Genomic DNA, 24,117 nt, shown 5'->3' on the forward strand with positions numbered 1-24,117 from the left:
GAGGCGCATCGTTTGTTAGAGCAGGGCTTGCAGGTCGCGCTTGTCGTCTGCCTGGTGATCAACGTGCGTCAGGCGCGTGGAGGTCGGCAGCATGGCACCGGCACGGACCAGCAGCGGCAAACGCTCCAGCGGGGCATCCAGTGTGATGATCTGGCCACCGCTGAACCAGGTGCCGGTATAGAAATCATACCAGCCGGAGGCATTCTTCGGCAGATAAACCTGGCGCTGACGTTGGCCTTGTTCCACGACGCTGGCCACCAGCAGATCGCGGCTCCTCAGGAAGTCATCCGTTTCCTGGAACGTGATAGCATCGTGTTCGTGGTCGAGGAAGGTGGGGCGCAGCATCGGCTCATCGTCCTGGCTGGCGTGCCACAATTGGGTGTACAGGTAAGGCAGCAGGCGATAACGCAGGGCGATAGCATCGCGGATTGCCGGGTAACTTCCGGGTACATCCATGGCTCATTGACCGTGTGGTCGTCATTCCAGGAGTGGATGGTAAAACGCGGATGCATCACCCCATTCTGAACCCAACGCACGAACAGCTCAGCATCAGGTTTATCGCCAGAGAAACCACCCACATCGTGGCCTACGTTGTATAAACCAGAAAGTCTCATGCCGACGCCCATGCGGATGTTGTAGCGCAGCGTGGTCCAGTTGGTGCGGTTATCACCGCTCCAGGTTTGCACATAACGTTGCATCCCTGCACAGCCGGAACGGGAGATCAGGTAAGGACGTTTTTCCGGGGCGAAACGCTGTTGCGCTTCCATCGATGCGCGCATCATCACCGGGCGGATGTGTTTAATGGCGATCGGTTTACCAAAGCCGAAGCAGCGCGCTTCGACGTCCCACACTTCATATTCGTTGTTGTCGTTCCAGGTGGAATCGATGCCCATTTCCAGCAGTTGTGAAGTCACGTTATCCTGCCACCATTCGGGTTGGTGAAGTCCAGGAGTGAGCCTTCATCGTCCCAGAAACAAGAGCGCTCTGGTGCATCTTGCTCTGAATCGCGGATGAACAGTTGTTGCTCTGCGACTTGCTGGTACATCGGGTGGTCTTGCAACAGGCAAGGCTTGATGTTGGCTGCCAGTTTCAGACCGGCATCATGGAAGGCCTGCGACATCACCTTCGGCTGCGGCACTTTGTCGTAGTTCCAGTTAAACACATAACGCTTGTTGCCAATGGAGGTGTAGCCGGACGACAGCTGGAACGAATCACACGGGATGGCATGTTCTTTACACAGCTCAATGAATTTCATCAGTTGCTGCTGTGCATCGGGTGCGTCGGTGTAGTGCATGGTGGAGCCGCTGTAACCCGGGCTCCATTTGGGGCCAAACAGGGTTTTACCGGTCAGGCGCACGAATTTTTTGGTAACATCCAGCACACGCGGGCCGAGGAACAGGTAGTAATCGAGATCGCCGGCTTCCGCGCTGTAGCGACGGTAAGCCACGTGATAGTTATCCAGCTCGTTACCCAGATCCAGTCGGGTGCTGCTCAGGTTATCGTAAAACATCCCAAAACTTACCTCACCGCGACGGGTAATGGTAAATGGAATGTGTTTGTAGAGTGGGTCGGTAGACTGCGCGTTGTACCCCATGGCATCGAGGTTGCGCATTTCATAACGGCGGCCAGCGCGGTTCAGATCGCCCGCTTTCTCACCCAGACCGTAGTATTGTTCCTGCGGATGGCGGCGCTGATAGTGCTCAACGCCATCACCGTGCGCATTCAACAGGTAGGCGCTGGTATGGCGGTCAGCGGAAGCGGTTGCCATTCGCCCTGTTGGTCACGGTATTCCCATGATAGCCACAGCGGTTGATGCACGGTAACGCGCAGTTTATCGGTAGCCACTTGCAGGCCATCATCCAGTGTTGTCAGGGTAAAACCAGGCAGGGCAAAGCCCACGGTGCTTTCGCGTTCACGTCCTTCCCATGCCACATCTTTCCCTGCTTCCGGGGCGATGCTCCAGGTGCGATCCAGGGCGAGTTCCCCTTTGCGTTTGATCAGTACACGAAACAGATCGTCTTCCAGTACATACAGACGAAACAGATGCTGGTTATCCACGTTGATTTCAACAAACGCTTGCGTTTGTTGGCTTAGCCCCCGGTTTTTCAAAATTTTCATAGCAGCTTTCCAAACTAAACAATCGAAGACATCACAGTACGAAAGGCCTTGTCATAACAAGGCCTTTCGACAAAACGTTATGCAGCGCGCGCTTTATTGCGACGCTCAGCGATGAAGGCAACCAGGAAGATGGCGCCAATCAGGTCAAAAGAAGCCCATAGCGATAAACAGCGGGTTGTAGCCGATCTTGTCCGCTGTTACACCAATAATCAGCGAGAAGATAAAACTGGCAATCCAGGCAAAGGAACCGCGCATCCCATTAACCGTTGCCATTTGGCCTTTCTCAAACGACTCAACCACCAGCGCGCTCAGCATGCAGGAGATGATCTGGTGACCAAAACCGCCGATAGAGATCAACAGAATGGTGATGTACGGGTCTTTAGTCAGAGCCACCATCGCCAGCGAAATCATCAGGAAAGCGCCGGTTACGGAGCTGGAAACCACGGAGTTGACGCGGCTGCAACCAAACAGACGGGTATAGACACGGGTCCGGTAACCACTGGCGATACTGCCCAAGTCAGCGGCCAGGAACGGCAGCCAGGCGAACATGGCGATCTGTTTCAGATCCATTCCACGCTCTTTCGCCAAATACAGCGGTACCCAGAAGCCCAGTACGGCCCAGGCCGGTTCTGCTATAAAGGCCGGGATAGCGATACCGTAAAAGCGTTTGTTCTTACCCACGGTTTTCAGTGCGGCGAAGAAAGGCAGCTTAACCGGCGCAGGTTCGTTATCCTGCTTGATGAATTCCAGCTCGGTTTTGCTCAGATTCGGGTGCTGTTCCGGGTCGTAATAGAACAACCACCACAGAACTACCCACAGCATAGCCAGCCGGCGGCGATAGGACGCTCTTTTTTTGGGAACTATTCACCGAGGGTTTTGGCGTTAGCCGGGGTTGCGGCCGCTTCTGATGCACCCATAAAGAAGCGCAGGATGGCCAGATGCAACCAACTGCCTGCGCCTGCGTGGAACATACACATCAACGCCCAGATAGACGCGCACACCAGGAAGCCGACTTTCAGACCAACGACGTCAATCAGCCAGCCGCACAGCGGTTGGAAAATGGTATAGGCCAACTGAAATGCGCCGACGATCCAGGAGTATTGCTCCGTGGTGATCCCCATGGTGGCTTTCAGTTCAGGCGCCAGGATACCCAACGAGTTACGAGTAATGTAGTTAACAGTGACACCTAAAAGGAACATCCCCAAAACCCACCAACCGCAGGTTCTTGATTTTGCGTTTCCCATGCGCTGCGGGTGCAGCGTTGTCAATCTTGAGACTCATGATAATCTCTGTCAGAAGGTGATGATTGATTTGGCCTGATAAGTTATTCTTTCTCTTACACCATCAGTAACCTTAACTACTCACCTTATCGATATATTATGATTATTTATATTAAAATTCAGGTTGTTATATAATGCTCTCCTTGAGATGCTGCTTTCTTAATTGGTCTGCCAATTAAGCCTGAAGGAGATAATCGATGTGGGATACGCCCTTTTTTGCAAAAATTCTCATAACGTTGGCTTATTTTAGCGTTAGTCACAAAAACGGTTAAGATATGGGTAGTTTTAGAATGAAAATTTTTTTATCTTCAAATTTGAAGGGGATCACAAAATGAATGGAAAGCTTAAAATCAAGGAAATTGCGGCTCAAACCGGGCTTTCTATCAGTACAGTATCCCGCGTGTTGTCAGGCAAATTTAACACCAGCGAAAAAGCCAAGCAGCGGGTTCTGACCTGTGCGCGAGAGTATGGTGTGCTTGATGATATCGCCTCCGGACGCCTGCGCGCGGCGACGAAGAGAAACTTTACGATTAACGAGGGCTCCCGCAGCAGTGAAAACGCCGACACTGTTGCGTGAGTGTCTGGTCTTGGCGTTTAGAACCACTGGCTGAAGCGTCGGATATAGATGCGTTTCATCACCTGCGTCAGTAAGCAGTAGCTCAGCAGCGTTGCTACCAGCCAGGGGAAATACTCCCAGGGTAACGGTGTTAAGCCGATATACGCCCCCAGCGGGGAAAACGGAATGTAGATCCCGAGAGCCATGACCAGCCCGGTGTTCAACATCACGGGCAGAGCCGCAGTGCTTTGAATAAAGGGGATTTTCTGGGTGCGTAACATATGCACTACCAACGTCTGCGACAACAACCCTTCAATAAACCAGCCGGACTGAAATAAAGCCTGATGCTCCACGCTGTTGGCGGCAAAAACATACCACATCACGGCAAATGTAGTGATGTCGAACAGCGAAGAGGTCGGGCCAATCCATAACATAAAGCGACTAATATTCTTTGCATCCCATTTGCGTGGGCGTTGCAGGAACGACTTATCCATCTTGTCCCACGGCAGGCTGAGCTGAGAGATATCGTACATCAGGTTTTGCAGCAGCAAATGGATGGCCAGCATCGGTAAAAATGGAATAAAGGCGCTGGCAACCAATACGGAAAACACGTTACCGAAGTTGGAGCTGGCGGTCATGTTCAGGTATTTGATGATATTGCCGAACGTCTCACGCCCGGTGATTACTCCTTGTTCCAGCACCATTAAATCTTTTTCCAGCAGGATGATCTCTGCTGACTCTTTGGCAATATCCGTTGCGGTATCCACCGAGATACCGACATCCGCATCGCGCAGTGCCGGAGCGTCATTGATACCATCCCCTAAAAAGCCGACGGTGTGGCCGTTGCGTTGCAACATTTTCAAGATGCGCGATTTTTGCATTGGCGTCAGCTTGGCAAACAGCGTGCGCTGCTCTACTTCACGTGCAAGCGTTGCATCATCCATTTGATCGATATCTGCACCGAGCAGCGGCTGGTCGGCATCAAGTCCGACATCTTTGCACACTTTGCTGGATACCACCGGGTTGTCACCCGTGAGCACTTTGACTTGCACACCGTTTTCCCGCAGTGCGGTTATCGCGGAGGCTGACGATGGCTTAGGTGGATCGAGGAAAGTCAGCAGGCCATGGATTACCACGTCACGCTCATCAGCTTCTGTGAGCGGGAAGTGGTAATCGCTGGCACCAAACTCACGCGTTCCTATCATCAATACGCGGAAACCCTGCTCGTTATAACGTTCTGCCAGTGCAAGCAGCGCGGTACGACGGGCATCGTCCAATGGATATCTTTCGCCGTTATCATCGATATGGGTCGCGATGGCGAGCATCTCTTCTACCGCGCCCTTACAGATCAACTGGTACTGCTGGTTTCCGCTGTTGATTAAAATGGACAGGCGACGGCGGATAAAATCAAACGATAGCTCATCGATTTTGTCATGCTGAGTCAGCGCTGCAATTTCCGGTTTTTCCTTGCCGAAGCGGATGATGGCTTTATCCATCAGATTTTTCATTCCACTCTGATGGAAACTGTTCAACCAGGCCAATTTCAGCACCTGCTCGCTCTCTTTACCGTTGACGCACAGATGGTGTTCGAGAATGATGCGATCCTGTGTCAGCGTGCCGGTTTTGTCGGTGCAGAGCACATCCATGGCGCCAAAGTTCTGGATGGCATTTAAATGTTTGACTACCACTTTGCTGCGCGACATTCTGATTGCCCCTTTCGCCAGATTGGCGGTGACAATCATCGGCAACATCTCCGGCGTCAGCCCAACGGCGACGGCCAGCGCGAAAAGCGCCGCTTCGGCCCAGTCACCTTTGGTGAAACCGTTAATCAGCAGTACAACCGGCACCATCACCAACATAAAGCGGATCAGCAAACGGCTCACGCTGTTGACGCCACGATCGAACGCGGTTTGAGAACGGGTGCCGACAATGGATTTTGCCAGCGAACCGAAGTAGGTGTGATTACCGGTAGCCACCACAACAGCTTTGGCGATGCCGCCCGACACATTGGTTCCCATCAAACAAATATTGCCCATTTCCAGCAGGGATTCGCCATCCTGACCGGCATGAGTCTGGCTGGATTTCTCTGCTACGTGTGCGGAGGTGTCATATTTCTCTACAGGGAGGGATTCGCCGGTGAGGACCGCCTGGCTGATAAACAGATCGCGTGATTCAACCAGTTTTACGTCAGCGGGCACCATGTCACCTGCCGAAAGCAGAATGATATCGCCGGGCACTAACGCTTGCAGCGGGATCTCATGACATTCTGCGCGGGTATTAGGATGGGCGCGGCGCAGTACGGTGGCCGTGGTACGCACCAGTGATTTCAACGCTTCGGTTGCTTTGTTGGTGCGGAATTCTTGCCAGAAACGCAGCAGACCGCTCAGGGTTACCATTACCAGAATGATAATGGTGCCAGTCAAATCAGTCTCTTCTCCACGCTGCAAGGGTAGCCAGTAATCGGTAAAGATGCCGATGGCGGCCAGCGCTAGCAAAATAAAAATAAAAGGGTTATTAAAGGCGCCGATGAGCTGTGTCAACGCGGGTGGTGCTTTCTCTTGCACCACCTGATTGGGGCCGTTTTCAAGTAAGCGCTCCTTTGCCTCGGCTTCTACCAAACCGTCCAGGTTGGCAGAAAGCGTGGAAAGGGTGCTATCGAGGCTTTTTACCGCTTCGTCCGCGATAAGGTAGCTTTTTTTTACCGACTGCTGGCGGCGAACCGGCAGGTTTTCTAACATCTGAGTCATTAACCGTTACTCAATTTTTAAGCACATCGCGTTCAGCCTGCCTTTTTAAGGGCACGGAGAAGAGGTCCTGTAGGCAAGGCATGATGTGCAAACGGGCTAATTGTTATGCGTGGCAGATGGGATGGAGAAGCAAACGTGCTAGCGTGTCATCCCTTGCTACGCGCTATAGATTGCTGACTAGGGTGATCGTCCATTTCGGCTCCTTAACCGCTGCGAAGCGATAGGATTGAACGTGATGATGCGGGGAACTCCCTGATCGTGGGAGTCTCCGAAGAAACAATGCGTATCTTCAGCGCGATCGCTCGAACTTGCGGCCGATATGCATAGTAACGCACTTCTGGCCCACTTCAAGGGATTGAAGAATCTAAAGGCGCTTGAGGCCGGGAGGGAAGAGTGCATATGTGTAGAGTTGCATCCTGATACTTCCTGTTTATACGGCTTGTTATATTGGCCGTAATGAATAAAGGATCAACAGGGATGCAATCGTGCTTAGAATGATGATTGTGCCACCCGCCGTTACCGGCAAGCAACGCACATCAACGTGAATCAGTTTGCCGGAGAGATACTGCTGTTGCTTTCACAACGTATATCGCTTTGACTGTCCAAAAATCTCTCTCCGTAGTTATACTGTGCGTACTATAGCGGCTTAAATATAAACGTATCTGCAACGTGTGAATGATTCATCCCCGTTTCATCCTTTTGCCCGGGTTAATACGATAGAGCACGTATAACGATCGGCGGGATGCACCGAGATGGTGGTTTCAAACGTATTGCCGTCACGATCCAGATAGCGGCGCACAATCTTCAGCGCTGGAGAACCGGGCTCTACGCCCAGCACCTTGGCGATTTTGGTCGACACGGTGACCGCAGAGATGGTCTGCCGCACCTCTTCACTTTGAATGCCGTAGTGCGTTTCAATCAGATCGCTGATCAGTGCGAAGGGATCGCTGCGGACCAACTGGCGCACTTTGGTGAAGGTGGCGCTGGCGTAGCTGTCCGTCCAGCAGATGGGGGCGTCTTTGTTCTAGCTGTCTTCCCGAATGCTGGCAACGTGTAGCCAGCGAGAACCTGGCTCACAGCCGATGGCCTGCGCCAGATCGTAATCAGCAACGACTTCATCAATCCTTTTCACCACGCGCGGATTGTTTTTCGCCAGGAAAAAGAGATCTTCCAGACAGGCCAGTGGGTGATTCAACCCTTTATGCTGCGCTTTGTCGGCCACTTGCGTGCCTAATCCCTTGCGCCGCGTAATCAATCCCTGTTCAGTCAGGTCACGCAATGCTTCCCGCATGGTGTGTCGGCTTACCTGATAGTGTTCACACAGCTCCATTTCTGTCGGCAACAATGAGCCCACCGGATACTGGCCAGAGAGGATTTGCTGTGCAAGTTCACGCGCAATGCGTCGGTACAACGATTCTTTCATAGGCAACGGTTTTTTTCTCGCATAACTGATCAATTCAATATCACAAAGCTGCGTTAAAACGCTTTCGCTTTAATGTCCGTACATTTAAACGTGCTCGTACATAAACAATAGTACAGATATGTGAGTACCCGATGCGCCTGCCAACCTTTCTCCCCAGGCATGGCATATGTTCGCCATTTTTGCCGCGACTATCGCGGCAATCCTGACGCAGCCATTGCCCTCGGGGGCGGTGATGTTGATCGCGCTTTGCGTGGCCATCTTCACCCAAACGCTTACCGAAGCAAAAGCGCTGTCTGGTTTTGCCAGCGGCACGGTGTGGTTGATTTTCTGCGCTTATATCCTTTCACTGGGGTTTGTCACCTCGGGGCTGGGTAAGCGTATTGCCTATAAGATGCTTTCCCTGTTTGGCGGAAGCAGCCTGGGGATTGCGTATTCGCTCGGCATTTCCGATTTGATTATGGCGCCGGCGATGCCGTCGGTAACCGCCCGTTCCGGGGGAGTCATCTTTCCTATCGCGCGCTCTATCAATACGGTGTTGGGATCGGCCCCGGGGGAAAGTGGTAAAAAAATCGGGGATTTCCTGACCATGGTCTGCTTTCAGTTTACCCCGATTACCGGTGCCATTTTCCTGACCGGGATGGCAGCGAATCCGTTAGTGAGCAGTCTGGCAAAAAGCTCGTTTGGCGTTGAAATAACCTGGAGCGGCTGGTTTATTGCCGCGGTCGTTCCGGCGCTGGTCTGCTTCTGTCTGATGCCGTTATTGGTTTACAAGCTGGTGAATCCCGAGCTGAAGCGCACGCCGGAAGCGAAAGCGATGGGGCGGGAAGCGCTGTCTCAGTTAGGGCCCATGACCACAACGGAAAAGAAAGTCGCCTTTGGTTTCCTGTTGGCATTGGTAGGGTGGGGAACCAGCCTGATTACCGGTTTGTCTGCGACCTCTGTGGGCTTAGGGCTGGCGGCTTATCTGTTTGCTGTCGGCGCGGTGGACTGGAAAGCCTTGCTGAAAGATCATGCGGCCTGGGACACGGTCATCTGGTTTAGCGTTTAGCGTTATCATCAGTCTGGCTACCGGGCTCTCCGATCTGGGGTTCATCAAATGGATGGCGGGCTTGCTGGGCAACCTGATCCAAGGGTTTGGTGCCATGGAAACCTTTGTACTGCTGGGCGTGCTCTATATCTACGTGCACTATCTGTTTGCCACGGCTTCCGGGCATGTTGCCGCACTCTACGTGCCGTTTGCCGCCACAGCCATTGCTGCGGGCGCGCCGCCGATGATGGTGGCCATTTGTTTCGGGATCTTCAGTAATCTGATGTGGGGCAACACAGAATATGGTGGTGGGCCGGGGCCGATCTATATTCGCTCAGGGATATTTCACGAGACCGCGCTTTTATAAAATTAACGCGGCGGTGGTCACCTTTAACGTCGTGTTGACCTTCGGTGTCGGTCTGCTGTGGTGGAAACTACTGGGCTACTATTAATCCCAATGCACATTAATTACAATACACGCTTGTTGTTTTCGCTTACCCCTCAGGCTGCCTATTAATCAGATAGCCTGAGTCGTACTTACTGCACCGTGCGGTTTCGACCTTCTCGTTTGGCGATATACAAATTTTTATCGGCAGCCGCAAAGAGCTGGTGCACATTCTGTGTCAGATCCATCTGTGAAGAGGGATCGTAGGCAATACCAATACTCACTGCGACGGGGACCGATGTGTCATTGATAACGCAGGGCGTGTCGTAAATTTTAGTTCGCACCTGTTCCGCTAGCCTAAAAAAGTCTTCTTGGGAAAAATCAAAGCAGACCACGGTAAATTCCTCTCCGCCGATGCGGCTCACCAAACCTGGCTCAGGAATGGATTGTTGAATCATGTTCGCTAAGTGTTTCAATGCGTTATCACCGTTATCGTGCCCGTAACTGTCGTTGATGGTTTTGAAATGATCGATATCAACCAACATCATGTTGATAGCGGCTTGACGATAGCGGGGGATTTTCTCGTAGCGGTTTAGTGCATCGTTAAAGCCATAGCGCGAAAGCAGGCGCGTTAAAAAATCGTGGCTGGCCTGCATCAACAAACGCTGATTGAGCTGGCGGATGGTTTTGGCATTCATGGCCATCAACAGCGGGCTAAAAATGATAGCGGCGATACTGATACGAGCGATCGTGATCTCCTGCATAAACAGGGCATCTTGATGGTCATACACGCCCTGGACATGAAGTGCCGTCATGATCAGCTCAACAATGCCGGTACATAACGTAATCAGGCGTATCGCCCATAACGGGTACACGATGGCGCACCAGGTGAGGGCCGGCAACGGAAACGCCAAAATGGCAATCGGACCAATCAGTGTGCCCAATCCCAGCGACAGCACAAGAAATATCAAGGGGATGCTGCTGCGCCAGTTTAACGAGGGGAGACGTAAGGTGAAGTCGCTGCGCAGTGTCAGCAATAAGGGCAGAAACAGGACAGCAGTATAAAACTGATCGCTAAACCAGTTGAGGACATCCTGTTGAAAAGGTTGGCGTGTTTGTTCCGCAGCATGCTGTGCAAACGCGCAAACCAGTGCGCAGGAAAGGGCGGCGATCATGCGGGAGGCAAACAGATGTAATGACGTGGTGATGTCCGCTTCTTGCTGGCGATACCCTCCCGGCCAGCATAGTAATTTGACCCCAGCACAAATATAAACACGAGATTGGCAGCATTGATGGTGAATGCACTGACTCCCCAGCCGTAAAGCAGGCTGTCCTGCATGATCATGGCACTATAGGCGACGCAATAATACCAAAGCGTATTCAGGTAACGGCATCGATAAAACAGGGCGGCTACGAGAATGTTGACGGGCCAAAGAACAGAGAGATCGATGCCTGACATACGCGCATGTGAACCCAACATACAGCCCAGTAGCGTCAGTATAAAAACGTTAAAGCTGTTTAAAAACGCATTGTTGCTTTTAAACAGTGCCAGATTTACATGCATATTCTCTGCCCATTTCTCTCGGGGATGTTGCTCTGCGTCTCAAATTGCGTGCAATCATACACGTAACCCCGAGAGCAAGCAGTACCCGACGTGAAACGCACTGGTTTTTAACGTATTTTTTTGAGCACATCTGATGTGAATTCTCAGAATTCCGATAAAAAAAGTGTGTTAATGGCGGGATGGAAAATCCTTTGAAGCGCTAGTGTTATAACCTGAATACTGCGTGATGGTATGCGCATACTTTTTACTGTCAGGAGTCCAGAATGAGAATAAAACAGGGTATGTGCGGATTATTATTGATGCTGCCGCTGTATGGCTTTGCGCAGACGAATAATGCCGATCTGATCGACGGTTATACCACGCAGCAAATTGCCGATGTGTTGCCGAAATCAATAGACGGTTTACAGCGGCGTACGGTTGGGGGGGTGTCGGATTATCATACTTTTCAGGTGGAATACGTTGATCCCGCCACCCAGCGCAAAGCGCTGGTGACGCTTTATACCTTACCGGCAGATACAAAAGGGAATATCCCTGTGGCCTCCAGCGATCGCGATCTGGATGCGGTAGTGGCCAGCGCCGAAAAAGAGATGTTGCGTCAGCGTATCAAACCGGACGTGAAGGATCTGGTGGTGTCTGGTGCGCCCAAATTTCGCTGCCTGCAAACGGTGATGAATGAAAAAGTGGTTCATCAGGTTTGCTCGACCTTGTTGAAAGGGCGCGTGCTGGAGATCCAACCGGTCACTCTGGTAAACGACAAAGTGTATGATCTGGCGATGAAGCGCGGCGAGGAACTGGTCGTGAACCTCGGTAAAATCATGAGTGATGCGGTGAAATAAAGGGTAGCAACAGGATGGCATGCCAGCCTGTTTGCGTCAGAGGGGGTTTTCGGTCCAGTCGAACTCCAACTGTCTGGCCGTTCTTTCTTCCAATGCACGGCCCGCAAAACGCTCGACCAGATGCAGGCTCATATCGATGCCTGCGGAAATCAACGCACGCCGCTTTTTACGTCCAGACTGGGGAACATTGTTTGCAAGTCGGCGATGTCTTCCCAATGCGTGGTCACCGATTTGTTATCTAATTGTCCGGTTTTGGCGAGCAGAAAAACGCCAGTACAAACAGAAGCCGTAATCGTTGTTTGTGGAATTTTGCGTGCAAGCCAGTCGATAACGGCGGGTTTTTCCATCTCTGCTGTGTAACCACCCCTCCGGGGACGATCAGACAATCCAGAGCGGGATGATCGTCGAGGGCATAGTCTGGATCGATCTTTAATCCTGCACGTGCCCGTACCGGCATACGCTTTTCACCGAGCGTAAACACATTAAAACGTGGTTCGACTCCCCCCGCGACGCGCGTTGCACAAGTGAAGACCTCATACGGCCCGGAAAAATCCAATACTTAAACATTATCAAAAACATAAATTCCTATTTGCAGCGTCATTGCCGGATCTCCACAGGAAAGGTCATCCATCGGATGTTATAATCTGGCGCGTAAAAAAGAAACGGTAAGCCATCAAGAACATAGTGCTTGCTTGTTCGGATGTGGTAGTTGCTTATTCCGAAAAGTAAAAAATTCTAATTATTTTCGTACTGCCATTATCACTCTGTTGTAGTATATGCTGGTAGGTATTTCTTGTTTACTTGGTATCAAATTTCGGCACGCCTGTTGGCGTGCCATTTAGCGTGAGGTATTTATGCAACGACAGAAGTGGTTTAGCGTGTTTGTCCTAACTATTCTGCTGATGACGACAGGAACCTGGACTTTGCACTTTTTTCTGGACGGAGGGGTTGTCAAAGGGATTGCCTGCTATTTTGTGAAACTGATGAGTGGAATTACCCCACTGGCGGCGATCCGCTCTGTGGTTATGCCCCAACATGGCCCCTAAGACCACGTTGGGACGCCAGACGAATCTTATGGTAAGACCCTAGCTCCGAATAACCGCTACACCAGATCGAAACGATCCAGATTCATCACTTTATTCCAGACAGCCACGAAATCGCGTACGAATGATGCCTGCGCATCAGCACTGGCGTAGACTTCCGCCAATGCCCGTAGCTGTGAGTGTGAACCGAAAATCAGATCTACGAGTGTTCCCGTCCATTTAGGTTGGCCCGTGGTGCGATCGCGCCCTTCAAACAGGGTGTGCGATGCATCAATCGGGTACCAGATAGTATTCATATCCAACAAATTGACGAAGAAATCAGTGGTCAAGGCGCCAGGGCGTTGCGTAAAGACGCCGTGCTGTGCTTGCCCGGTATTGATGTCAAGAACGCGTAACCCACCCAGCAGTACGGTCATTTCCGGGGCTGTAAGGGTGAGTAACTGTGCCTTGTCCACTAATAACGCTTCTGGGCTGATGCTGTAGTGCCCTTTTGGGTAGTTGCGGAAACCATCGGCAATCGGTTCCAGCACCTCAAACGATGCGACATCGGTTTGCGCCTGAGGGGCATCCATTCGCCCCGGCGTAAAGGGAACGGTGATGGCCTGGCCCGCCTGTTGCGCTGCTTGTTCAACACCCACGACGCCAGCCAGTACGATAATGTCGGCCAGTGATACGCGTTTGTCGCCCGACTGCACATCATTAAAGGATTGCTGCACGCGTTCCAGAACGCTCAACACCTGCGCCAACTGTGCAGGCTGGTTCACTTCCCTGTTGTTCTGCGGTGCAAGACGGATGCGTGCGCCGTTGGCACCACCACGTTTGCCTGAACCGCGGAATGTCGATGCGGATGCCCAGGTCGTTGAGACCAACTGCGACACACTAAGCCCCGTCGCTTTGATCTGCTGCTTGAGCGCAGCGGTATCCTGCTCATTGATCAGTTTGTGGTTGACGGCGGGAATAGGGTCTTGCCAGATCAGCTCTTCGCTCGGTACTTCCGGGCCGAGATAGCGTGCGCGCGGTCCGATGTCGCGGTGGGTCAGTTTGAACCAGGCACGGGCAAAGGCGTCAGCAAACTCTTCGGGATGTTCATAGAACCGGCGTGAAATTTTCTCATAGACAGGGTCGACACGCAGGGAAAGATCGGTGGTCAGCATAGTGGGCACATGGTGCTTGGTGGCATAGTGTGCATCAGGGATTTCTCCTGCTCCTGCGCCATTTTTGGGCTGCCACTGGTGTGCGCCCGCCGGACTTTTGGTCAATTCCCACTCGTAGCCAAACAGGTTTTGAAAGAAATAGTTGCTCCACTGGGTGGGCGTTTGTGTCCAGATGACCTCCAGGCCGCTGCCGATAGTGTCGCCGCCTTTACCGCTACCGAAGCGGCTCTTCCATCCCAACCCTTGCTCTTCTATACCTGCGGCTTCCGGCTCAGGCCCGACCAATGCGGCATCGCCAGCCCCGTGCGTCTTGCCGAAGGTATGGCCGCCAGCGATCAATGCCACGGTCTCTTCATCATCCATCGCCATGCGGCTGAAGGTTTCCCGAATATCTTTGGCGGCAGCAAGGGGATCAGGATTGCTGCCGGGGCCTTCCGGGTTGACGTAAATCAGACCCATCTGTACCGCAGCCAGTGGGTTTTCCAGATCCCGTTCACCAGAATAGCGTTTGTTATCCCCCAGCCAGGTCGTTTCCGCGCCCCAGTAAACGTCTTCTTCTGGTTCCCACACGTCAGGGCGACCGCCCGCGAAACCGAAGGTTTTAAAGCCCATGGATTCCAACGCGACGTTACCGGTCAGAATCATTAAATCGGCCCAGGAGATGCTTTGGCCGTACTTTTGTTTTATCGGCCACAGCAGGCTTCGTGCCTTATCGAGGTTTACGTTGTCGGGCCAACTGTTGAGCGGGGCAAAACGTTGTTGTCCTGCACCTGCGCCACCGCAACCATCGCCGGTACGGTAAGTTCCTGCGCTGTGCCAGGCCATGCGAATGAACAGCGGGCCGTAGTGGCCGAAATCCGCTGGCCACCAGGGCTGGGAATCTGTCATCAAGGCATGGAGATCTTTTTTAACCGCGGCCAGATCGAGGCTGTTAAAGGCATCGGCGTAATTGAAGTTTTTATTGAGGGGATCGGAGAGGGCGCTATGTTGATGAAGTACTTTCAGGCTGAGCTGATTTGGCCACCAATCCTGATTCGAGGTACCGCTGTTGGCTTTTGGTTTGCTGCCGCCGCCCGAAAACGGGCATTTACTTTCAGTTGTCATGCATTATCTACCTCTGCTGATGAGTTCCGTTGGTCCTGGTGGAAAGTCGCCCGGTACAGCACTGTGGACACATTAAGCGTAGTCATCTTGTGGACATTGTTAAAATCGAAAAAGGCAACTATTACGATAGTTTTTATCTATGTTTATTTATAAATCGATAGGTCGAGTGGTTTATGCCAAGTTAGGATGTGCTAAAGCACGACGGCCAGCCGATGCGTGCGAAAACCATATCGATCTCTATGTCTGATTGGTGAATAAAATGTGAATAATAAAAAACAAAAGTGACTGAAATAAATTTATAAATATTATGAAGTTAATATATTTTACTGATTTTATGGCGTGCGGTTGTTACTCAAGCGCTCATGTTTTTGTCGATGGCGGTCGATAACTGATAACAGGGAGTTGAAGAATGCCACGGATAGCTTACAGTGAAAGGGCTGAATCTTGTCATCTGAACCCGGATGACGCGCGACACCTCGTTACTGCACATAAATACGCATTCTTATTGAGGGTATAATGGATAATTTTCAAAAAGAGATAGATGAGAGAACAAATCTCACTTCCTCAAATAAATTTGAACTGCTGTTGTTCCGTTTGGGCCCCGCAACGCAGGGATCTGAGTCTGAGTTGTACGGTATCAATGTGTTAAAACTACGCGAAATCGTGCCGATGCCTTCGCTGACCAAAGCTGCTGGTATGAAACCGCCGATGATGGGTATGGTGAACATTCGCGGGCAGGTTATTCCGGTTATCGATCTGCCCGCGCTGCTGGGGTGCGTGCCGAGCACTGGGTTGAACATTCTCCTCATTACCGAATATGCGCGTAGCACGCAAGCTTTTGCAGTGGAATCGGTGGATGATATCGTGCGTCTGGACTGGAGCCAGGTGCTTGCTGCCGAGAATGGGGTTAATTCTACCTATCATTACCAGCATTGCGTGCTTGGATGCTGACAAATCCAGTAACCGTCTGGCCTTGGTACTGGATGTAGAACAGATTCTGCACGACATGAACCCGGTCGATCGCGATATCAAAGAAGATAAACTCAAAACCAAAGGATTCCGTTTAAAACCGGGCACGGTTGCGATTGTGGCAGACGACTCCAAAGTGGCACGCTCCATGATCGAACAAGGCCTGAATGTCATGCAGATCCCTGCGTTGATGCATGTCACTGGTCAGGAAGCCTGGAACAAGATCCAGGCGATGGTGAAGGAAGCACAGCAGGAAGGACGTCCGATTTCGGATAAGATCTCCTTTGTGTTGACGGATTTGGAGATGCCGGAGATGGACGGCTTTACCCTCACACGCAATATCAAACGTGATGATTTCCTCAAAAAACTGCCCGTAATTATTCACTCCTCACTTTCAGGCAGTGCTAACGAAGATCATGTGCGCAAGGTGGGAGCAGATGCCTATGTGGCGAAGTTTGAAGTTAATGAACTGGCTGGATGCGATTCACTCGGTTTTAGACTGATAGCACAACCATTGTGTAATTTTTCTGCCGCCAGCGCGTTGCAAGCGTACTGGCGGCATTTTTCGTTATGCCTTTTCTGGCGTTTTAGAGCACAGCCAGATGCCAAAGATAATCAGTAGCGCGCTGATCAGATGAAAGGATTCCAGCGTGGTATTGAGGAACACCAGACTGAACACCCCACCGGACAATGGAATCAGGTGCGTGTAGATTTCCCCCGTGTAGCGCCGATATCGCTGATACCTCTATTCCAGAATAAATAAGAGAGCCAGGAAGGAAAGATCACCAGATAGGCCAAACCGGTTAAAAAATCCCATTGAAAGTAAGGTGCTACGTCAAGGGTGGGAATATTGGTGACGTAAACACATACCAGGGGTATGAGAAGTACAGCGCCGATTAGGGCACTGACGGCTACGAATGCGTTGCCAGATATGCTCTTGTCTTTTTTCCTTAAAAAGGCGCAATAAAGCGCCCAGCTGAGCGCTGAACCCATTGTCCATAAATCGCCTTGATTGAGCGTACTAAAAGTTTCAAGACTGGGTATTTCTCCCTTTACCACTAAATACAATACGCCGCAGGTGCTGAGGATGACCCCCAGCATATTGTTACGCGAGATAGGATCGTTGAACACCATGCGGTTAAGCAACAATACGACGGCGGGTGTTGCCGACATATAAATTGCGGCATTCAATGATGTCGTGTACTGCAAGCCGATGTAGAGTGTAAGGGGAAACAGCACTTGTCCACACAAGGAGAGAAAAAATATGACGCCCAGGGATTTTCGCATCATCAGCCAGCACTGTTGCACTTGCTTGAAATAAAGGGTCATCAATAATATTGCGGTAATTGCCCAGCGCGCTTCCGTCATGATGATAGGATCGGCACGTGCTACCAGAACATGTCCAACAACGTAATTTCCTCCCCAGAACATGGCTGCCAGAGTGAGTAAAAGATAAGGCATGATAGCTTTCTCTTAATAAACGTAGTACAGATAATTCTGCATAGAGATAATATTGACAATGATTCATATCAATAAAAATTATATTTTAGCTTGAGTGAGATAATAACACCCAGAAATCATATACCTTTGGTTGAATTGAGGTGATTTATTGTCAATCTTTCCTTTAAATATAAAAACATATTCATAAATGCATGTTTTTTCATCGGTAACCGTAAGGTTTTTTTAATGAATTTTGTTATTTAAACATCATGGAGTATATCAGTGGTGGCATTATCGATTATTAGTGCTAAGTTATAAGCGAAATACCTGATGGTGTGGTTAATGTTTTTTATTTATTTTCTTTGTATATAAGGGCGTTATCCCTTTTTACAGGAGTATAAGGAGTAATAAATAATGTCGCATAGTATCACACAACCAAACCGTGGAGATTTCTGTTATTCCGATTTTAGATTATTCGATAAGCATTCTGATTCTAATGATATATGCCGGATTACGAGTAATAAGAATGGTGATATGTGTTTGTCATCGGCATATTCATTGAAAGAGAGATTTATTCAATTCCTTTCTTATATTCCTCTGGTTTCTCGTATGGATTTTGTTTCCAAACAAATAGGTTTAATCAAAAAAGAGCAAGCGGATGCTGTCACTGTTTTTTTACGTGTATTACGGGACGAATTTGATCGTAACAGTTTTCATTCTGAGACTCAGCGTCACGAGAATCGGCCAGATTATCTGAAATGTAAAAATATTTCTATTTGGTTAAATTCTGCTGCAAATTCTACGGTCTCTCAGTCAGAGTGCCAAGATATAAATGATGAAAACTTGATGAATTTAAAATACGGGCTATCAACAGCATTCAATGGATTATCTTCTGAATCTCTTGATTGCCTGGTTGAAAATGAAACGCGAGATCAATATGCTGATGTGATAGTAAGTAAAATCAATACTCTTTTACAAAAAGCAAAAGTGCCAGAAAATCTTCATGCCTGCCTAAGAGGAGCCATTCTTGAACACCTTAATTTCAATGCATTGGACAGCAAACACTCGTTGAAATCTATTTCTGATTTCATCTGTGATTTTATGAATGTGAGTCACATGGCGAGTGGCAGGGTATCTTCACGCGGAAACCCATTCATAATATCTGACGATATATTACTTGTTATGGACAGAATAAAAACCCAAACTGGGTTTACATCTGCGGGGACTGTTCTTGCTGGTGTTGCCGATCTTAAGGCAGAAATTCAATCAGAGAGACTGTTAAAAAATGTAATGAGAAGTAGTTTACATGCATATACGATGAAAAACACCTACATGTATTCGCTTCTGGCACCTGCAATTTCGAGGCAACCTGAGGATGGAAAAATGCCCTCTTCATCATCTGCACCTCCGTCACCCCCAGCACCTCCGTCTATGCCATTGGCACCATCAGCACCACCACCAATGCTTGGCACACCACTGTTAACGCCTTTATTCCGCGCAACTGCATCGACGAAGCCCAAAGCCCCAATCGAAAATAAACCGGTAACCCATCGTGTGGAAAATACGGGTTTTATAAATTCAGATGATTTTATATCAAAATTAAAAAAAAGACGTGAGGCAATAGACGGTGAGCATCATGATGAAATTAAATACAATGAAACAATAACTAATAAATTTAAAGGTGAAAGTAATGATAGTAATAATCAAAATATTTTGGCAATCATGAAGAGAAAATTTGATAGTGAATATTCATTTCGAGGCGCTTCTGATTCAATTTCGTCTGATGACTCTGGATTGAATACGTCTTCCAATCGGTCATCTATTGCTGGAGATTCTCAATGGGACGAATAAATCCTGCATTGCAGATCAAGCATCTGGGTGAAATTTTAGGACTGGAACTGTTCCTGGATGAAAAACAGCAGGCAGTTTTAGTTATCGATGGGCAACATCCAGTATCTCTGCATTTTTATGACGATCAATGGTATTTTTATGGCATGGTGCGCCATTTAAAAAATGAAGAAAATTCGCATTTATTCTATCAAAAAATCCTTATGGAAAATTTGAAAGAGTTACGTTCAGGCATCGGGGGGTTATGTCTAAATGAATCATCTGAAATCCTCATGTACGTTGGCGGACCTAAAAAGACGATTCACAATGCGGATGAATTGTATGACAGTTTAAATCAATATGTGCAGCGTTTGGACAACTTGCGAGTAACGTGGGAATAACGTGGGAATAAAGTCAGTTTGAAAAGGTTATGTGCCTCGACGAAACAGTAGATACGAATAGAAAAACCTTCCCCACTTACGGTTGTGAGTGGGGAAGATCGTTGTTATTACATTGATTTCAATCTGAACTTTCCGGCGTTGTGTTCTGCGTAGTGACAAGGATGCGTCTAATATTGATACCGGTAATCCCCAATATCAATGTGACCAATGGGGCGGCAATGTTAAAAATGGCAAACGGCATGTAAGCCATGGTAGAGACGCCGAGCACGGCGGCTATATAAGCACCGCAGGAGTTCCAGGGAATTAAGGGGGAGGTAACAATCCCGGCATCAGAAACCGCTCTGGAAAGGTTTTCTGGTGCTAATCCCCGTCTGGCGAATTCAGATTTGAATAAACGGGTGGGCAATAGCAGGGCGATGTATTGATCGCCTGCGGCAATGTTCAAACCAATGGCAGTAGCAACCACTGAAGCAATCAAGCGACCGACCGTTCTGGCATGCAGCAACAGCGGTGTGACCAGCTTATTCAGCAGGCCAAAATCATCGACCATGATCCCGAAAGTGACTGCCCCGATGATTAACCAAATGGTCAGTAGCATACTATCCATGCCACCGCGCGACAGCAGCGCATCGATCTGCTCAATTCCTGAATTCTCCTGAAAGCCTGTCGCCATTGCTGTCCAGATGGCTTTGATGGCAAGCAGTGGCGTGGCAGTATCCGGCTCAGCAATAAAACGCAGCACCACCTGAGGTTGGATTATCGGAGTCATAATACCTGCCAGTAATGCTAAGCACATGATGGCCAGCGACGCCGGAACTTTTAATACCGAGAGGCTAAGCAAAAAGATCAAGGGCAACAGATTCCAGGGGGTGATGTGGAACAGTTCATTAAAACGTTTTAACTCATTATCTGTGACGGTAGCATCGAAGGCACTGTGTTGATTAATACCGAGCACGATAAACGTTATCAGGGCAATAAGTGCGGCGGGAAGGGTTGTCCACATCTGCGTGCGAATATGTTTGTACAGTTCGACGCCATTCAATTGAGCCGCTAAAACAGTACTTTCAGAGAGCGGCGAAACTTTATCACCTACGTAGGCGCCTGAAATGACGGCACCGGCGGTTATTTCAGGCGACAAGCCGAGCATATTCGCTAACCCGACCAAACCGACGCCCAGCGTCCCCGCAGTGGTCCATGAACTGCCGATACTGAGTGATACGCCAACACAAACCATAAAGGCGATGGGGTAAAACCAGTTAGGGGTAATCATGACAATACCGTAATACACCATGGTCGGAATGGTGCCAGACATGTTCCAGGTGCCAATTAATGCACCTACGGAAAAAAGAATAAAAATGGCACCAGAGACGGTGGCAATTCCTTTTTCAGAAATATCTTCCCAACTGTGACCATTTTTCAATATGACGATGGAGGTGATCATGGTGCTAACAATAATTGCTACTTGCAACGGGCCATTTACGGCATCGAGGCCAAAAAAGGAAACAGAAGCACCTACCAGCACGATCAATGTGGCTACCGGAATCAAGGCATCAAGGCATCAAGGTAACTCGGCGCTTTTATTGTGCAAGGAGACTTGGGATCGCTGACCATATATGCTCCATATCCCGCTAAGGTAAAAAGGTTTTTTTAAATTTGGAATGATCGTGTTGCGCGGTTCGTTCTGGTTTAAGCATAGTCGCTTTTTGCAATGGTATCGAAGAATGTAATGGGGGCATCCATTGCCAGATGCTTGCCTGTTTTTTCTCATTAGCGTTATTCCTGCGAATTTATGTCAGTAACTCCCTTTATTTTTCTTTGTAAAGATTCCCTATGAATCAGTAAAGAAATTCAAATGATAATGACTATTGTTTGCTTTCTTATTAAAATTATTGCGCAAGTAACTTCATTGGCATCAATTTAGGCGTGTTTAAAGGGAGTTGGGATGATAAAAAAAATGTTGGTTTCGGCACTAGCCATCACGGCGGCCCCTTACGGGATCGCCGCAGAAAATGACGATGTTATGGTCGTCACGGCTTCGGGTTATGAACAAAAACTGCGGCAGGCAGCGGCCAGTATTTCTGTCATCAGTCAAAGTGAACTTAACCAGAAAAGTTACACCGATCTCGCCGATGCGCTCAGCGATATCGAAGGGGTGGATGTTCATAGTACGATGGGTAAGACTGGAGGCCTTGATATCAGTATTCGCGGCATGTCCAGCAGTTATACGCTCATCCTGATCGATGGCATTCGGCAAAATGGTACCTCGGATGTTACGCCAAATGGGTTTGGTGCCATGAACACCAGTTTTATGCCGCCACTTTCTGCCATTGAACGCATTGAGGTCATCCGTGGGCCGATGTCGACGCTGTATGGCTCTGATGCCATTGGCGGCGTCGTGAACATTATTACCAAGAAAGTTCCCAACGAATGGGCCAGTACCGCAACGTTGGAGCACACCTTTCAGGAAAACACGGACTTTGGCGACAGCTCTAAATTCTCATTCTATTCCGGTGGTGCATTAATTGAAGATAAATTTGGGCTGTCTTTACGCGGCAGTATCTTTCGCCGGGGAGCTTCTCAGGTTGAATCATCCAGCACAGGTACTGAACTGAGCAAACGTGGGTAAAACCAAGTTAAATCAGATAATTATACACTAGGCAATAAATTGCAGTGGCAGGTCAATGATAAAAACTCGTTCTGGCTGGACGGTGAGATTGCCAATCAGAAATACGATAACGCTGAGAACCAGCTCGGTACAATCGGTGCTGCGGGGGGGATATGAAGACACGTTGCGTTATCAGCGTCGCAAAGTGACCCTGGGCAGTGATAATTACCTGAGTTTCGGGACGTGGAATTCGAGCCTCTCGTACAACAAAACCGAGAATAAAGGCCGACTGATTACCAACGCTTCTGTTCCTGCCGCAACGGGCCTGGCGGGAACAAAGCGCGATCTCGAAAAACCAATATTATTCTTGATTCCAAACTGGTAGCGCCGCTGGGTGACAGCCATCTGTTAACGGTAGGGGGGCCAGTATTGGGATGCCTGCATGAAGGACGGTATCGTTCTGGCGAACAACGGTAAAGAGTTCCGTCAGAACTCCTGGTCCCTGTTCGCTGAGGATGAATGGCGGATTGTCGATCCGCTGGCACTGACTTTTGGTGCCCGTTATGAGCATCAGGAGACGTTTGGCGGACATGTCAGCCCTCGTGCCTATCTGGTGTGGGATACGCATGATGACATCACCGTTAAAGGTGGTGTCAGCACAGGATACAAAACGCCGTCTCTTGCGCAATTGCATGATGGTATCAGTGGGGGTAACCGGGCAGGGGACGATTACCACGATCGGTAACCCGAAATTGAAACCGGAAGAAAGCGTCAATACTGAACTGGGGATTTACTATGAGAACCAGAGTGGTTTTGGCGCCAACGCGACGTTATTCCACAACCGTTTCAAAAACAAAATCAACAGCGAAACCATCGACAATGTAACCAGCACCTATATCAACATTGGAAGAGCCACCACACAGGGCGTTGAGCTGGCGACAACCATTCCGCTGTGGTCTGATGATTGGTCGCTCAATATGAACTATACCTTCACCGACAGTGAACAAAAGGATGGTGAAAATAAAGGCGCGTCACTGACCAATACGCCCAGACATATGGCGAATGCGCGTTTGAATTGGAACGTGAATGAGAAGCTCTCTACGTGGTTAAAAGCGGAATACCGTAGTAACACCGCGCGATTCACCGAGAACTATGAAAATCTGAGTCCTGCGAATAAAGTGGTTTACGATAATTTGGGCGCGTATTTTAAATCCTTTACTGTCTATAATCTTGGCGCATCGTATAAAGTGTCCAAAGATGTCACGCTCAATGGTGCTATCAATAACCTGACGGATAAAGATTTTACCAGGACACACGTATTTGCTGTGGGTAACGGGACAACAACCGCAGGTGATTATTTTTACCTCTTCTCAGAGTACCACCGGCTATGTGATGCCTGGACGTAATTACTGGCTTTCAGTGAATGTGAATTTCTGATCCTTTTCTCTTGGTTGAGTCACGCAAAAAATCAGAAGGAGCAGTACATTGCGGCTTCTGATTTTTATTCTATCTCTGCCATACTTCAAATCATCTGTGCGTTGGTTGTATGCAATCCATCCCTCGCTGTGCCACTCGTTCTGTTGCCAGCCAGCGAAAGGGCTGCATGATGTCATTTATTGCCATAATGATAATTAAATG

General features: G+C 49.4%; 11 protein-coding genes and 7 pseudogenes. 8 read left to right on the top strand and 10 right to left on the bottom strand.

Annotation, left to right across the window (positions count from 1 at the left end; translation table 11 throughout):
• Positions 1-27: 27 nt before the first annotated feature.
• Together ACMZI0_RS15665 and ACMZI0_RS15670 are read right to left on the bottom strand one after the other, a co-directional pair.
• Positions 28-2,118: pseudogene (locus ACMZI0_RS15665) on the bottom strand (TIM-barrel domain-containing protein); the annotation flags it as partial.
• A gap of 77 nt (positions 2,119-2,195) precedes the next feature.
• Positions 2,196-3,399: pseudogene (locus ACMZI0_RS15670) on the bottom strand (MFS transporter).
• 330 nt (positions 3,400-3,729) lie between these two features.
• Between ACMZI0_RS15670 and ACMZI0_RS15675 the strand changes: the two are divergent.
• Entirely contained in the window at positions 3,730-3,975 is a 246-nt protein-coding gene (locus tag ACMZI0_RS15675) for a LacI family DNA-binding transcriptional regulator (RefSeq protein WP_415673648.1), read from the top strand.
• Between the two features lie 17 nt (positions 3,976-3,992).
• Here ACMZI0_RS15675 and mgtA read toward each other — a convergent pair whose 3' ends face one another.
• Together mgtA and ACMZI0_RS15685 are read right to left on the bottom strand one after the other, a co-directional pair.
• Complete coding sequence (gene mgtA, locus ACMZI0_RS15680; RefSeq protein WP_415673649.1) at positions 3,993-6,701, bottom strand: magnesium-translocating P-type ATPase; 2,709 nt, start codon at positions 6,699-6,701, stop codon at positions 3,993-3,995.
• 691 nt (positions 6,702-7,392) lie between these two features.
• A pseudogene (locus ACMZI0_RS15685) lies at positions 7,393-8,124 on the bottom strand (GntR family transcriptional regulator).
• A 136-nt stretch (positions 8,125-8,260) separates the two neighbouring features.
• Here ACMZI0_RS15685 and ACMZI0_RS15690 point away from each other — a divergent pair.
• Positions 8,261-9,603 (top strand): annotated as a pseudogene (locus ACMZI0_RS15690) (DASS family sodium-coupled anion symporter); the annotation flags it as partial.
• Between the two features lie 85 nt (positions 9,604-9,688).
• Here the strand turns inward: ACMZI0_RS15690 and ACMZI0_RS15695 are convergent.
• Both ACMZI0_RS15695 and ACMZI0_RS15700 read right to left on the bottom strand, forming a co-directional pair.
• On the bottom strand, positions 9,689-10,711 hold the full coding sequence (locus ACMZI0_RS15695) for a GGDEF domain-containing protein (RefSeq protein WP_415673650.1): 1,023 nt from the start codon (positions 10,709-10,711) through the stop codon (positions 9,689-9,691).
• Positions 10,708-11,100 carry a hypothetical protein gene (locus ACMZI0_RS15700; RefSeq protein WP_415673651.1) on the bottom strand — a complete coding sequence of 131 codons (393 nt, stop codon included), beginning with the start codon at positions 11,098-11,100 and terminating at the stop codon, positions 10,708-10,710. The genes ACMZI0_RS15695 and ACMZI0_RS15700 overlap by 4 nt, the downstream gene beginning before the upstream one ends.
• Positions 11,101-11,363: 263 nt before the next feature.
• Here ACMZI0_RS15700 and ACMZI0_RS15705 point away from each other — a divergent pair, with 263 nt between their 5' ends.
• Positions 11,364-11,936: a hypothetical protein gene (locus ACMZI0_RS15705; RefSeq protein WP_415673652.1), complete on the top strand. Its 573-nt coding sequence runs from the start codon at positions 11,364-11,366 to the stop codon at positions 11,934-11,936.
• Between the two features lie 149 nt (positions 11,937-12,085).
• Here the strand turns inward: ACMZI0_RS15705 and ACMZI0_RS15710 are convergent, their stop codons facing one another.
• The gene (locus ACMZI0_RS15710) at positions 12,086-12,283 is read right to left on the bottom strand and encodes a DJ-1/PfpI family protein (RefSeq protein WP_415673653.1); all 198 of its coding nucleotides are present in this window, start codon (positions 12,281-12,283) and stop codon (positions 12,086-12,088) included.
• A gap of 507 nt (positions 12,284-12,790) precedes the next feature.
• Here ACMZI0_RS15710 and ACMZI0_RS15715 point away from each other — a divergent pair.
• Positions 12,791-12,982, top strand: coding sequence for a hypothetical protein (locus ACMZI0_RS15715; RefSeq protein ID WP_415673654.1), 192 nt, complete (start codon positions 12,791-12,793; stop codon positions 12,980-12,982).
• Positions 12,983-13,038: 56 nt separating this feature from the next.
• Here the strand turns inward: ACMZI0_RS15715 and katG are convergent, their stop codons facing one another.
• Complete coding sequence (gene katG, locus ACMZI0_RS15720) at positions 13,039-15,237, bottom strand: catalase/peroxidase HPI (protein WP_415673655.1); 2,199 nt, start codon at positions 15,235-15,237, stop codon at positions 13,039-13,041.
• Between the two features lie 516 nt (positions 15,238-15,753).
• On the opposite strand from katG, the pseudogene ACMZI0_RS15725 reads away from it, so the two are divergent.
• Positions 15,754-16,709 (top strand): annotated as a pseudogene (locus ACMZI0_RS15725) (chemotaxis protein).
• A gap of 65 nt (positions 16,710-16,774) precedes the next feature.
• On the opposite strand, the pseudogene ACMZI0_RS15730 reads toward ACMZI0_RS15725, so the two are convergent.
• A pseudogene (locus ACMZI0_RS15730) lies at positions 16,775-17,667 on the bottom strand (DMT family transporter).
• A gap of 393 nt (positions 17,668-18,060) precedes the next feature.
• On the opposite strand from ACMZI0_RS15730, the gene ACMZI0_RS15735 reads away from it, so the two are divergent.
• Positions 18,061-19,497, top strand: a complete 1,437-nt coding sequence (locus ACMZI0_RS15735; RefSeq protein WP_415673656.1) for a hypothetical protein — start codon at positions 18,061-18,063, stop codon at positions 19,495-19,497.
• On the top strand, positions 19,485-19,874 hold the full coding sequence (locus ACMZI0_RS15740) for a CesT family type III secretion system chaperone (protein WP_415673657.1): 390 nt from the start codon (positions 19,485-19,487) through the stop codon (positions 19,872-19,874). Before ACMZI0_RS15735 ends, ACMZI0_RS15740 begins: the two co-directional genes overlap by 13 nt.
• A 118-nt stretch (positions 19,875-19,992) precedes the next feature.
• On the opposite strand, the gene ACMZI0_RS15745 is transcribed toward ACMZI0_RS15740, so the two are convergent.
• A complete protein-coding gene (locus ACMZI0_RS15745) occupies positions 19,993-21,420 on the bottom strand; it encodes a Na+/H+ antiporter NhaC family protein (RefSeq protein WP_415673658.1) in 1,428 nt (475 codons plus the stop codon).
• A gap of 408 nt (positions 21,421-21,828) precedes the next feature.
• Here ACMZI0_RS15745 and ACMZI0_RS15750 point away from each other — a divergent pair.
• Positions 21,829-23,916 (top strand): annotated as a pseudogene (locus ACMZI0_RS15750) (TonB-dependent receptor).
• The last annotated feature ends 201 nt before the right edge of the window (positions 23,917-24,117 follow it).

The organism is Symbiopectobacterium sp. (genome assembly GCF_047692315.1).
Taxonomy (GTDB): domain Bacteria; phylum Pseudomonadota; class Gammaproteobacteria; order Enterobacterales; family Enterobacteriaceae; genus Symbiopectobacterium.

Bases quoted from the DNA above. Each gene is read 5' to 3' on its own strand.
- ACMZI0_RS15675 (WP_415673648.1), top strand. From the start codon at position 3,730: ATGAATGGAAAGCTTAAAATCAAGGAAATTGCGGCTCAAACCGGGCTT.
- mgtA (WP_415673649.1), bottom strand. From the start codon at position 6,701: ATGACTCAGATGTTAGAAAACCTGCCGGTTCGCCGCCAGCAGTCGGTA.
- ACMZI0_RS15695 (WP_415673650.1), bottom strand. From the start codon at position 10,711: ATGATCGCCGCCCTTTCCTGCGCACTGGTTTGCGCGTTTGCACAGCAT.
- ACMZI0_RS15700 (WP_415673651.1), bottom strand. From the start codon at position 11,100: ATGCATGTAAATCTGGCACTGTTTAAAAGCAACAATGCGTTTTTAAAC.
- ACMZI0_RS15705 (WP_415673652.1), top strand. From the start codon at position 11,364: ATGAGAATAAAACAGGGTATGTGCGGATTATTATTGATGCTGCCGCTG.
- ACMZI0_RS15710 (WP_415673653.1), bottom strand. From the start codon at position 12,283: ATGGAAAAACCCGCCGTTATCGACTGGCTTGCACGCAAAATTCCACAA.
- ACMZI0_RS15715 (WP_415673654.1), top strand. From the start codon at position 12,791: ATGCAACGACAGAAGTGGTTTAGCGTGTTTGTCCTAACTATTCTGCTG.
- katG (WP_415673655.1), bottom strand. From the start codon at position 15,237: ATGACAACTGAAAGTAAATGCCCGTTTTCGGGCGGCGGCAGCAAACCA.
- ACMZI0_RS15735 (WP_415673656.1), top strand. From the start codon at position 18,061: ATGTCGCATAGTATCACACAACCAAACCGTGGAGATTTCTGTTATTCC.
- ACMZI0_RS15740 (WP_415673657.1), top strand. From the start codon at position 19,485: ATGGGACGAATAAATCCTGCATTGCAGATCAAGCATCTGGGTGAAATT.